This window comes from Bradyrhizobium sp. AUGA SZCCT0105 (genome assembly GCF_018129565.1).
Classification (GTDB): domain Bacteria; phylum Pseudomonadota; class Alphaproteobacteria; order Rhizobiales; family Xanthobacteraceae; genus Bradyrhizobium.
The window spans coordinates 255,278-267,900 of the sequence record NZ_JAFCMK010000007.1 but is presented as its reverse complement, the minus strand read 5'-3'; the positions used below and the strand labels follow the sequence as shown (position 1 = coordinate 267,900).

8 protein-coding genes are annotated in these 12,623 nt (G+C 65.0%); 5 read left to right on the top strand and 3 right to left on the bottom strand.

Annotated elements, in window-relative coordinates; all coding sequences use genetic code 11:
* Window positions 1-40: 40 nt before the first annotated feature.
* The gene (locus JQ573_RS30205; RefSeq protein WP_212311920.1) at window positions 41-1,723 is read right to left on the bottom strand and encodes a phospholipase D-like domain-containing protein; all 1,683 of its coding nucleotides are present in this window, start codon (window positions 1,721-1,723) and stop codon (window positions 41-43) included.
* Window positions 1,724-1,942: 219 nt separating this feature from the next.
* On the bottom strand, window positions 1,943-4,210 hold the full coding sequence (locus tag JQ573_RS30200) for a DUF2235 domain-containing protein (RefSeq protein WP_212311919.1): 2,268 nt from the start codon (window positions 4,208-4,210) through the stop codon (window positions 1,943-1,945).
* A 223-nt stretch (window positions 4,211-4,433) separates the two neighbouring features.
* On the opposite strand from JQ573_RS30200, the gene JQ573_RS30195 reads away from it, so the two are divergent.
* The gene (locus JQ573_RS30195) at window positions 4,434-4,853 is read left to right on the top strand and encodes a hypothetical protein (RefSeq protein ID WP_212311918.1); all 420 of its coding nucleotides are present in this window, start codon (window positions 4,434-4,436) and stop codon (window positions 4,851-4,853) included.
* On the opposite strand, the gene JQ573_RS30190 is transcribed toward JQ573_RS30195, so the two are convergent.
* Window positions 4,854-5,474, bottom strand: coding sequence for a TetR/AcrR family transcriptional regulator (locus JQ573_RS30190; protein WP_212311917.1), 621 nt, complete (start codon window positions 5,472-5,474; stop codon window positions 4,854-4,856).
* Between the two features lie 52 nt (window positions 5,475-5,526).
* On the opposite strand from JQ573_RS30190, the gene JQ573_RS30185 reads away from it, so the two are divergent.
* From JQ573_RS30185 to JQ573_RS30170, 4 genes are all read left to right on the top strand, one after another.
* Entirely contained in the window at window positions 5,527-5,784 is a 258-nt protein-coding gene (locus JQ573_RS30185; protein WP_212311916.1) for a hypothetical protein, read from the top strand.
* Window positions 5,785-6,070: 286 nt separating this feature from the next.
* On the top strand, window positions 6,071-9,523 hold the full coding sequence (locus JQ573_RS30180) for an acyl-[ACP]--phospholipid O-acyltransferase (protein ID WP_212311915.1): 3,453 nt from the start codon (window positions 6,071-6,073) through the stop codon (window positions 9,521-9,523).
* 75 nt (window positions 9,524-9,598) lie between these two features.
* Window positions 9,599-11,374, top strand: a complete 1,776-nt coding sequence (locus JQ573_RS30175; RefSeq protein ID WP_212311914.1) for an NAD(P)-binding domain-containing protein — start codon at window positions 9,599-9,601, stop codon at window positions 11,372-11,374.
* A gap of 206 nt (window positions 11,375-11,580) precedes the next feature.
* Window positions 11,581-12,543: an alpha/beta hydrolase gene (locus tag JQ573_RS30170; RefSeq protein ID WP_212311913.1), complete on the top strand. Its 963-nt coding sequence runs from the start codon at window positions 11,581-11,583 to the stop codon at window positions 12,541-12,543.
* Window positions 12,544-12,623 lie beyond the last annotated feature (80 nt).

Genomic DNA, 12,623 nt, shown 5'->3' with positions numbered 1-12,623 from the left:
AGCGGCAACGCTCCCCGCATGTCATGATGGATCGCCGGCCTCAGGCCGTTCCGAGCCAGAACCGGGTTTCGATTTGCGCCCAGCCCTTGCCGATGCGGTTGCTCAGCCACGTGTCGCTGCGCTTCAGACCCTTGTCCTTCTGGCCTTCCGGCGTGTTGCGCCAGGCCTGCCAGCGATACTGGCCGTAGATGCTGATGATGCGCGCGGCGTAGGTCAGCGCCAGCTGTGAATCGCCTCTGATGATGACGAGGTTGTCGTCGTTCTTGGTGCTGGCGCGGTCGGAGAAATTGTGCGAGCCGGTCATGACCACCGGGTTCTTGCCGGCCGGATCCAGCACGATCACCTTGCTGTGCACGGCGATCATGAATTTTCCGGTGTTCTTGATCTGGTGCTGCCACCAGTCGGCGGTCTTGTCGATGCCGGCGGGCCGGATCACGTCGGCAATCTGCTTGCCCTTGAAGACCTGCTGCTGGCCGCTGCCGGCCAGCAGTTGCAGCTGATCCTTCGGACTGTCCTTGCCCTGCGCCGGGAAATTGTTGAGCACCCCGCGTACATAGAGATTCCTGTCCTGCGCCTTCTCCAGGATCGGGCCGAGCAGGCCCTTGTTGCCGGGATTGAGCATCAGGCACACCGCGCCATGCTCGGCGTCCTCGATCATCTTGGTCGCTTCCTTGAGATCGCCGCTCTTCGTGGTCGGCGTGAACCAGACGCTGACGTTCGAGTTGCCGATCGTGAATGGCCATTCGTGATCGCCGGCGACAGCCAGCGCCTTCGGCGACTTGCTGCCGTCGGCGTAGATCGCCTTCCAATGCGCGTGATAGGCTGCCGCGATCTTGTCGTCGGTGATCTCGAGCCCATTGTTGTTCTGGGTGCACAATCCGGTCCGGGTCCAGTTGGTGCTGCCGGTCCAGACCACTTTCGGTGTCTCGGCGCCGTCGCAGAACACCGCGAACTTGTTGTGGGCGTAGCGGCTTGGTGCGATCTTGCGGCGGACGATGTCGACGCCCGCCTTCTTCAGCACGCCGGCGTTCTTCTCGGTCTCCTTTGCGGTGGCGTCGGACTTGCCGGTGCTGTTGCCGAGCACGACGTGGGCCTTGCCCTTCAGCGCAGTCAGCGCGGCGATCAATTCGGGATCGTTGAGCTCGTAAAGCGCGACATAGACGTCGACTTTATCCTTCTTGGCCCCGGCGAGCAGGATGAGGAGGCGCGCGCCCAGCTCGCCCTTGAGGAAGTCGCGGATCTTGTTGCCCTTGGTGGAGATCGCCTTCTCCAGGGTCTGGGAGGCTTTCGGCGTAGTACCGATCGCGCGCGACAGCCATTGTGCCGAGATCGTGCCGCGGTTGAACCATGGCTTGAGCGGGCCCGACGGCGTGGCCGAGACGTAGTCGGTCCATGTCGCCGGCGCACTGTAGGCGGGCTTCACCTTGGTGGCGCCGTCCTTGAGAACCGGAACGACGCCATAGCGGACCGGTGCATCGGCCGGGGCCAGGAAATCGGTCCAGTTCGTTTTCTGCACCGGCCATTCGGTGCTCGGACGATGATCTCCCGCCTTGTGGCCCTGCACCTGATCCTCGAACCCGACCCAGGTGTCGACGACGGTCGCGCTCTTGCCCTGCTGCTGACGATAGAGCGCAAAGCCGAGGCAATCCGGGATCATTGCCGCGACCTCCCAAACCACGAAGATGCCGTCGGTGGTTGGAAACGCCTGAATTGTGGAAATCATGGTGATGCCTCCAAATCACTGATGAGAAATATCCGCTCGACATGAACCTGGCGCGTCAACGCCGCCGGAGATCCGAGGTGTCGCGTCGGATCGTTCAGGGCGCCTGGCGGCCCGTCTAGCAGGAGGAGTATGGAACAAAACATGCAACCGAAACTATCGGCTGGATCACAGATGGATCACGCCCGCCGTGCGGACCGGTCCGGCGTGGTTGCAGCTTGCCTAAAGCAACTTCACCGTGACCTTCGCCGTGCCCTTGTGATCGCCGTAGAACCATTTGTAGACCCGGGGCAGGCCGATGACGGCCTGGTTGACGTAGAGGAAGATCTCGCCGCTGCGATCGGCGGTGAACCGCGCTTTGTAGACCTGCGGGTCGGTGTTCGGCGCCGGCAACGGGTCGAGGAAATACTCGTCGACGCCGGTCTCTCCGACCCGGGCGATCAGCCTGAACCATGGCCGGAACAGGATGCGCCGCAGGAAGATCGTGGCGTATCCGCGCCAGCGCTTTGCGCCCTCGATGGTCGAGGTCCGGTATCCGATCGGCGTGACCGCGCGTCCGGCGTCCTCCCATGGCTCCGACATCGTGATCGCGATCTCGTACTTGAATCCGGTGCGGACCTTGAGCCCGGTCGGCGCGCAGATCGCGTTGGTGTCGAAGTCGGCTGCATCCTGCGGGATGCCCTTGTCGACGGCGACGAGCTTGTCGGCGGCGCTCCCCTTGCAGAAGGCGCCCATCGAATCTGCGGCATTGAACAGCAAATGGCTGAGTAGCGTCGCGCCGAACCAGACCAGCAAGGCTGTCAGTGCAAACGGCACGACATGCCGCTTCCCGACATTGAGGATCCACTGATAGATCGTGCTGGTCCGGAAGCGATAGATCGCATTGTGCACGATCCCGGAGAGCGGCGTCGGGTTCGCGCGATCACGCCAGATGATCCGCATCCTGTCGCTGATCGTTGCGCTGAGCGAATTGCCCACAGCCATCAGCACGAAAACGGCGATGATGCCGCCGGCGAACCATTCCGGGTTGCCGGCATACCAATCGGTCCACCAATGAAACGAAGCGGGCAGGAATGACTCGATGAAGCGCACCAGCTCCGAGATCATCCTGACGTAGGAGCTGAATTCGTGCTCCTTGTGCTGGTTATGGAACAGCCAGAACGCCGCCAAATGCAGCGACGCCGCCAAGGTGGCGAAGTAGGCGATCCGCCGCATCCAGACGAAATTCCACAGCTTCTCCTGTGCGGCATGACGCGCCGGTGCGCCGGCGGGCGTTTCAAACGTGGTGGTGCCCAGCGGTGTCACCTGGCCGCTGCGGGAGACGACCACATAGCTCGGCGGAAGTCCGAGCGGGGCATAGGCGTTGGCGCCGCTGTCGATCCGTTCGAACACACTTTCGTGGACCTTCGGCATCGGCACGCTGACGCCGGCGTAGGGATCGTTGCAGAGGTCGGCGACCTTGCGAGGACCGTACCGATAATAGGCGCCGAGGCCGGCCCGCGAATCATAGAGGCGGCCATCCTTGTCCTCGGAGGACCTGATCGCCTTGATCGCATCGGGATCGGCAATCGGCGCGCTCTTGAACACGAGCCCGCGCTTGACGGCTTCGTCGACCAGCCAGGCCAGCGGTACGAATGCGACGGCGTCGTCCGGATAGCCGCCGCCGACATTGGCATGCATGCCGACGAACCACACCTGGACGAGACGCTCGTCATCGATCGTTGCCGGCACGGCCGGTGCGGGCTGTCCCGGCTCTTGCTCCGTCCAGAGCACCGGATGAAAGGTCGTGCGCTCGTCATCGAGCGCCAGCGCATGCCGTGCCCACTTGACCTTCGGGCTGAGAATCCGGTTCGGCAGCTCGAGCGGCCACACCCAGTTCGAGATGCCGCGTGTCATCTCGTCGATCGGCAGGCCATAGGCCGCGACGGTGTCCCAGATGCCGATGAATTCGATCGCTGGCACCGGCTTCCGTGCGATCTCCGCATAAGGCTTGTTACGCTGAAGGCGGTCCAGCATCGGCACAAGGATGTAGTCGCGCAGCGCGCGGAACAGCACCTCGATGCGCCAGATGGAGTGGTAGCCTGCGGCCCGGTACGCGCGATAGGCCTTCACCGCGCCGTCGTGCAGTTCGGCTTCGGTGCCGGCGACGATCAGGCCTTGATCGAGGATAAGTGCGGCGAGTGTGCGCACGGTGAAGGCACCACGGCTGAATCCGAACAGGTAGATCTGCGAATCGTTCTGGTGGTCGTAGTTGCGGCAGATGAATTTGTAGGCATCCAGGATATTGCGCTTAAGGCCGTAGCCGAAGGCGCCGCCGAGCAGCGCAAGCGGAACGAAGGACGACGTGCCGACGCCGTCATCATACTTGGCGGCCTGCGCGTTGCCCTGCAAATCCAGCGACTGGAATATCCGCCAGACATTGGTGCGCCAGACGCTGGAGGCGGCGTTGCCGGTGCCGTCGGACAGAATAATGATCTTGGGGCTCGGCATTGAAATGACGCTCGCTGAAATGAATGAAGCGGATGGCGCAGCGTAGTGGTAGCGGATTCGATTGCTACCTTGGATCGATATTTAGTCATTCTGTGCCACGATAGATGTGAACTGGCGTACAAAAGCGTCACGAGGTCGCGGCCATTTGAGGCGAGACGACTTTCGCGGCGTAACGAAAAGGTCTAGCCTGACCGGTGGCGCAATTCATTGATGAGGCACAGCAATGCGCAGCCGCGTCAGAAAATTTGCCCATATCCTGGAGCGCTTCGGCCTTGCCCTGGCGGGGGCTGCAAGCGGTCTGTTCGTCGCCATCCATGTCGGCTCCAGCGTGTCGGCGCTGACCTCGCAGGCGTTCCTGCTGATCATGATGCTGGGCGGTGCGATCGGATTCTATGTCGGCATCGACACGCCGCCAAAGCTGTTCCATCCGAAGGACGGGAGCTCGACGCGCAAGATCGACGCGGCAGAGCTACTGAGCGCGATCGGTACCTTCCTCGCGACCATGGTCGCGTTCTTCTCGGTCGGTGTCGTCGTGCTGCGCAGCGAGCCGGATATCGCCTGGACCGCGGCGATCATGGCGGGCTGGGTGCTCGGCGTCGCCATGCAGATCGTCGCCGGCACGATCGCCCGCACCCGGGTCTGACTACCCGCCGCGCGTGACGCCCAATCCCGCAAGGTGCGTGTCGACGAACTGCGCGAGGCGCTCGCGCAGCTGCTCCGGCGGCACCGCGACCATGCGCTCCTCGAGGCCGAGCGAAATGATGCCGTGGACCGCGGAGAACATCATCCGCGACAGCAGCGCGACGTCGTCTGGGTCGCGATCGGGCAACAGCCGCACCAGCGGCGCGTGCATCAGCGCGAAGGCATCCATCACCATCGCCAGGATATCTTCCGGAAACGGCCGGTCGTGTTCCATCCGGTGCTCGAACAGCGAGCGCAGCAGATTGGCGTGCTCGGTGGCGAAGCCGAGATAGGCCTCCGCAAGCCCGTGCAGCTGGCGCAGGGGATCGTCGGCCGGGACCGCCTTGAGCCGGGCCGTCAGGGCCTGAACGGTCTCCCGGTTCACAGTCAGGATCAGGCCGTCGAAGTCGCCGAACTCATTATAGACGCTGCCGATGGAGCAGCCGGCGGCCTCGGCGACATCGCGAACCTTCAATGATCTCAGGCCTTTAGTTGCAATATACCGGCGCGCGATCTCGATCAGCAGACCTCGCCGCTGAAGTTTTTTCCGGTCGCGTCGCGTTTCTTCTTGAACAATGTTCATTTTCGAGCTACTAATTTGAGCGTTGCTCAAGTTGGCATAGGAGGCCACTCACATGCAGACCCTAGCACTTCAATTGACCACCACCCTTGTCGATGAGGCGATCGAGCTCGTGGCGGGCTTTGGCCGCGCCATCTTCGCACTGGCGATGGCGCCGATCGAGCGGATCGCCCGCGCCTGCGACGTCGCAGGCGTGCTGGAGCAGCGGCGCGCCGATCGGCGCGCGCCGCGCCCGGCGGCCCAGCGGGGTAGCTGGCGCAAGTCACGCCGCTGCCGATGGTCACCGTTCGGCGGCTTGAGTGATCTGACCTGACGCGCCCACTCCGCAATTGTCGCCGAAACCTCAACGAAGCACTCACTATGTCCCTCGCGAGCCCGTTTCGATGTCGATCGACCACAACCCTGGATAAGGTCTCGTACATTTCTGCCGGGCATTGTCGCGGCGCCCGGCGCGGCCGATCCGCGCTGGTTCGAACCGATACGTTGCGGAAAAGACTAAAGGCTGCGGCATCTTCGTCATTTTCACCACGCCCACCCTTCTCTGCCACCCGAATTCGCAGACCTGCCAGCGCCGTGCGCGCTAACCCAAGGAACCGGTCATGATCAAGGAATTGATGACGTCCCGCCGCTTCGCGCCGCTGTTCTGGTCGCAGTTCTGCTCGGCGCTGAACGACAACGTGCTGAAGAACGCGCTGGTCATCATGCTGCTATATGGCATCGCCAACGAGCAGGGGCCGGCGCTGGTCCAGCTCGCGGGTGCGGTCTTCATCGCTCCGTTCTTCGTGCTGTCGGCGCTCGGCGGCGAGCTCGCCGACCGCTACATCAAGTCCGTCGTCGCGCGCCGGCTGAAGTTCTTCGAGATCTTCGCCGCGGCCTTTGCGGCGGCCGGCTTCTTCACCCATTCGATCCCGCTGTTGTTCATCGCGCTGGCGCTGTTCGGCATCGTCGCCGCGCTGTTCGGCCCGGTGAAATATGCCGTGCTGCCCGACCAGCTCTCGGTTTCCGAACTCGCGACCGGCAACGCGCTGGTCGAAGGCGCGACCTTCATGGCGATCCTGATCGGCACCATCGCGGGCGGCATGTTCGTCGCCGGCGCCAGCCATATGGGCTGGATCTGCGCCGCCGTCGTGGGTCTGTCGGTGCTGTCCTGGGGATTTGCGTCGCGCATTCCGGTGACGCAGCCCTCCGCGCCCGATCTGCCGATCACCAAGAATCCCTGGACCTCGACCGTGCGTCTGTTGAAGTCGCTCTATGCCGAACAACGGCTGTGGGACGGCATGGTGATCGTGTCCTGGTTCTGGATGGTCGGCGCGATCGTGCTGTCGCTGCTGCCCGCGCTGATCAAGGAGGGCGTCGGCGGCACTGAGGGCGTGGTCACGCTGTGCCTCGCCGTATTCGCGATCGGCATCGCCGCCGGCTCGCTGTTCGCCGCGCAATTGAGCCATGTTCGCCCGAATCTCGCGCTGGTGCCGATCGGCGCCATCGTGATGGGCGTGATCGGCCTCGACCTCGCCTGGGCTATCGCCACCACCTCGCTCGGCAGGGACGTCACCGCGGCCGCGTTCGCGTCCTCGTTCGGCGGCTTCCGCATGCTGGCCGACTTCTTCCTGTTCGCGTTCGGCGGCGGCCTGTTCGTGGTGCCGTCGTTTGCGGCCGTGCAGGCCTGGACCGCGCCGTCCGAGCGCGCCCGCATCATCGCTGCCGGCAATATCCTGCAGGCAGGCTTCATGGTTGCCGGCGCGGTGTCCGTCGGCGCGCTGCAAGCTGCCGGCCTGCCGATCGCCTGGATCTTCTTCGGCCTTGCGATCGCGAGCTTCGGCACCGTCTGGTTCGTGCTGAACAAGTGGGGCAAGGAAGGCGTGCGCGATTTCGGCGCGCTGCTGTTCCGTGCGCTGTTCCGGCTCGAGGTGCGCGGCATGGAGAATTTGCCTCCATCAGGCACGCGGATGCTGATCGCGCCCAACCATGTCAGCCTGGTCGACGGCCCGCTGCTGCACGCCATGCTGCCGATCGACGCGAGCTTCGCCGTCGACACCGGCATCGCCAAGGCGTGGTGGGCCAAGCCATTCCTGAAGATGATCAAGCACTACACGATGGACCCGTCCAAGCCGCTGGCCGCGCGCGACCTGATCAAGCTGGTGGCCGCCGGCGAGCCGGTCGTGATCTTCCCGGAAGGGCGCATCACGGTCTCCGGTTCGTTGATGAAGGTCTATGACGGCACCGCGATGATCGCCGACAAGGCCGATGCGGTCGTCGTTCCGGTCCGCATCGAGGGCGCCCAGCGTTCGCATCTCAGCTATCTCAAGAATGGCGAGATCAAGCGCTCCTGGTTCCCCAAGGTGACGATCTCGATCCTGCCGCCGGTGAAGCTGCCGATCGACCAGTCGCTGAAGGGCAAGGCGCGCCGCAATGCCGCCGGCGCCGCGCTGCAGGACGTCATGATCAACGCCATGGTCCAGAACGCGATGCTCGACCAGACGCTGTTCGAGGGCCTCGGCCATGCCTGTCGCGACCGCGATACCGGCAAGCCGATCATTGAGGACGCGCTCGGCACCAAGCTGACCTATCGCAAGCTGATCCTCGGCGCACAGGTCTTGAGCCGCAAGCTCGAGCAGGGCACTGCCGTCGGCGAGAATGTCGGCGTGCTGTTGCCGAATTCGGCCGGCGTCGCTGTGGTCTTCATGGCGCTGCAGACCATCGGCCGCGTGCCGGCGATGCTCAACTTCTCGGCCGGTCCGGTCAACGTGCTGGCCGCGATGAAGGCGGCGCAGGTGAAGACCGTGCTGACCTCGCAGGCTTTCATCGAGAAGGGCAAGCTCGACAAGCTGATCACGGCGATGGCGGGCCAGGCGCGCGTCGTCTATCTCGAGGACGTCAGGGCCGACGTCGGCCTCGCCGACAAGATCGCAGGCTTCCGCGCCGGCATCGCGCCGCGCGTCGCCCGCCAGGCCAACGATCCGGCGGTCATCCTGTTCACCTCGGGTTCGGAAGGCACGCCGAAGGGCGTCGTGCTGTCTCACCGCAACATCCTTGCCAACGCGGCGCAGGCGCTGGCGCGGGTCGATGCCAATGCCAACGACAAGGTGTTCAACGTCCTGCCGGTGTTCCATTCGTTCGGTTTGACCGGCGGCATGATGATGCCGCTGCTCGGCGGCATCCCGATCTTCATGTATCCGTCGCCGCTGCACTACCGGATCGTGCCCGAGCTGATCTACCAGACCGGCGCGACCATCCTGTTCGGCACCGACACCTTCCTCACCGGCTACGCCCGCTCCGCGCATGCCTATGATTTCCGCACGCTGCGGCTCGTCATTGCTGGCGCCGAAGCGGTGAAGGAGCGCACCAGACAGATCTACATGGAACGCTACGGCATCCGCCTCCTCGAGGGCTATGGCGTCACCGAGACCGCGCCGGTGCTCGCAATGAACACCCCGATGGCGAACCGCCAGGGCACCGTCGGCCGCATTTCGCCGCTGATGGAATACCGCCTCGATCCGGTCCCCGGCATCGAGGAAGGCGGCCGCCTGTCGGTGAAGGGCCCGAACGTGATGCTCGGCTACCTCCGCGCCGAAAATCCAGGCGTGCTCGAGCCGCTGCCCGAGGGCTGGCACGACACCGGCGACATCGTCACGGTCGACGCTCAGGGCTTCATCGCGATCAAGGGCCGCGCCAAGCGCTTTGCCAAGATCGCCGGCGAGATGGTCTCGCTCTCCGCGGTGGAGACGATGGCATCGGCGCTGTGGCCGCAGGCGATGTCGGTTGCGGTCTCGATCCCCGACGCGCGCAAGGGCGAACGCATCGTGCTGCTCACCACCGAGAGGAATGCCGATCGCGCCGCGATGCAGCGCCAGGCCAAGAGCGTCGGCGCCTCCGAGCTCGCGGTACCCGCCGACATCCGCGTGGTCGACAAGGTGCCGCTGCTCGGCACCGGCAAGACCGACTATGTCGGTGCTACTGCGCTTGCGAAGGAACTCGCCGCGGCGCCTGCGGTGCAGGCGGAGCCCGCCGCCGACGAGGCCGAGCCGGACTCGCTGCGGCAACACGTTGCATGAGTCTTGGCATGATGGTTGTGCTTTTCGGGAGCATGTTGTCAGATAGTCGGCAACTGCTCCTGAGAAAGCACGATCATGCTGGACAAACTGAACCCGGCTACAGAGGATGCGCCTGAACTGTTAGCCGAGCGATGGATCGGCGCGCTGGATGTGGCGCTCGCCAGCCGCTCCCTTGATGCTCTCTCCGCGCTGTTCGCGACCGACAGCCACTGGCGCAACATCTTCGGCATCTCCTGGCATTTTGCGACCTTCAGCGGGCAACAGCGCGTCGTTGCCGAGTTGCTCGCACGTGCTGCCGCCGTGAACGCGCGCGCATTTCGTCTCGACGACCGTGCCTTGATACCGCGGCGGGCCGTGGTGGCCGGATGCGAGGTGATCGAGGCGGTCTTCACCTTCGACACAGCGAATGGCCCTGGCACCGGCGCGGTCCGCTTGTTGCGCGGCGCGGACGGAAATTCCGCGGCGTGGACGTTCTCCACGATGCCTGACTTCGACCGCATCTGCGACGCGCGCGCTACGCACACCGCCGAACAATCCCACGCGCGCGATTTCGCCGCACCCGATTGGCTGGAGCAGCGGCAGGCCTCGCGCGCCTATGCCGACCGCGAGCCCGATGTGCTGATCGTCGGTGGCGGCCATGCCGGCATCGCGGCCGCCGTCGAGTGCAAGCGGATCGGGCTCGATACCCTGATCGTCGATCGCCAGCAGCGCATCGGCGACAATTGGCGGCTGCGCTATCGCGGCCTCAAGCTGCACAACAAGACGCCGGTCAATCTGTTTCGTTATCTGCCGTTCCCGCAGACCTTTCCGGACTACATCCCGAAGGACAAGATCGCGAACTGGCTGGAAAGCTATGTCGACATCATGGAGGTCGACTTCTGGACCGAGACCTCGTTCGAAGGCGCGCGCTACGATGAGATGACGCAGCGCTGGACGGTGATGCTGCAACGGACCGATGGCCCGCGCACGCTGCATCCGAAGCACGTCGTGCTCGCGACGAGCGTCAGCGGCACGCCGAATATCCCCACGATCCCGGGCATCGAGCGCTTCGGCGGCCGCGTGCTGCACTCCAGCGCATTCGTGGCAGGACGCGAATGGGCCGGGCGCTCGGTCGTCGTGTTCGGCACCGGCACCAGCGCGCATGACATCTGCCAGGAGCTGCATGCCGCCGGCGCCGACGTCACGATGATTCAGCGCAGTCCGACCATGGTGGTCAATGTCGAGCCGGCGCAGCTCTACGACAAGACCTATCTCGGCGACGGCCCGCCGATCGAGGTGCGCGACATCCTCAATTCCGGCGTGCCGCTGCCGGTCATGAAGATCGCGCACCGGATCATCACCGACGAGGTCAAGCGGCTCGATGCGCCGTTGCTGTCGCGGCTGGAGCGCGCCGGCTTCCGGCTCGAATTCGGCGAGGACGGCACCGGCTGGCCGCTGAAATTCCGCTCCCGCGGCGGCGGCTATTATTTCAATGTCGGCTGCTCCGAGCTGATCGCCGACGGCAAGGTCCGCCTGATCCAGGCCGCCGACATTGCTGATATCACCGCTGATGGCCTCGCGCTGAAGGACGGCACGTCGCTCGCCGCCGAGCTGTTCGTGCTCGCCACCGGCTACAAGGGCCCTGACCATCTGGCAGGCAGGCTGTTCGGCGAGGATGTCGCCCGGCGCGTCGGCCGTGTCTGGGGCTTCGACGAGGTGACGCAGGAGCTGCGCAACATGTGGAGGCGCACACCGCAGCCCGGCCTCTGGTTCACCGGCGGCGCGTTCTCGCAGGCCCGCATCTACAGCCGCTTCATCGCGCTGCAGATCGCCGCGATCGAGGCCGGCACGCTGGCGAAGCAGGTTGGTTGATCGTGGCGAGTTCATTCGGCCTTCCGCTCTATTCCCCCTCTCCCCGCGCTCGCGGGGAGAGGGTTGGGGTGAGGGGCTCTTTCCAGGCATCCGGCTCGCGGAGAGTCCCCCTCACCCGTCGCTGCGCGCCGGCCTCTCCCCGCAAGCGGGGCGAGGCAAGATTGCCGTCTGCTGCAATCCCTTTCATCTTGCACTGAAGGACTTCCATGCCGCTTCCGCTCGATCCCGTCATTGAGACGATCATTCCGCTGCTGCCGCTGCGCGAGCCCGCAACCATGACGCCGCAGAGCTGCCGCGATTCGCTGCGGGCGCTGGCCGAGGCGCGCAAGGAGGTGCCGCCGCCGCCGGTCGATGTGGCTGATGATATCGCGGTCGCCGGCGCTGCGGGCAAGCTCGCGGCGCGGCTCTACCGCAACGGCCGTGGCACGGCGCCGACCGTGATCTTCTTCCACGGCGGCGGCTGGGTCGCCGGCGATCTCGAGACCCACGACCGCCAGGCGCGCAACCTCGTGATCGAGACCGGCGCTGTCGTGATCTCGGTCGATTACCGCCGTCCGCCGGAGACGCGCTTTCCCGGCGCCTTCGAGGATGCGTTCGCTGCGATCCGCGACGTGATCGCGCGCCTCAGTGAATTCGGCGGCGATCTCGCCCGCGTCGGCGTCGCCGGCGATTCGGCGGGCGGCAATCTCGCCGCCACCACGGCGCTCGCCTGCCGCGATGCCGGTATCAGGCTCGCCGGGCAATTGCTGGTCTATCCCGTCACCGACGTGGCCGGCAATTTTGCCGATCCGGCCGAGAATGCGAAATTTCCGTCGCGCGCCGAGAATGCCGAGGGCTACTTCCTGACGCGCGCGACGATGCAATGGTTCGCGGGGCATTATCTCGCAGATCCCGCGCAGGGCGCCGACTGGCGCGTCTCGCCGTTGCGCGCGAAGTCTCTCGCCGGTGTCGCGCCGGCTGTGGTCACCACCGCCTGGTTCGACCCGCTGCGCGACGAGGGTCATGCCTATGCCAAGGCGTTGCAGGCGGCCGGTGTGCAGGTGACGTATCATACCGGCGAGGGCCTCATTCACGGCTACTTTGGTCTTGGCGATGCGTCGGAGGCGGCGCGCGCCGAGGCGCAGCGGGCGCGGGCGGATTTTCGGGTGTTGCTGGAGCGCGGAGTTTAGTCTCCCATCGTCCCGGTCGTTGTTGGCGAAGGGAGTCTAACCTCCGCGTCGTCCCGGCGAAGGCCGGGACCCATAACCAC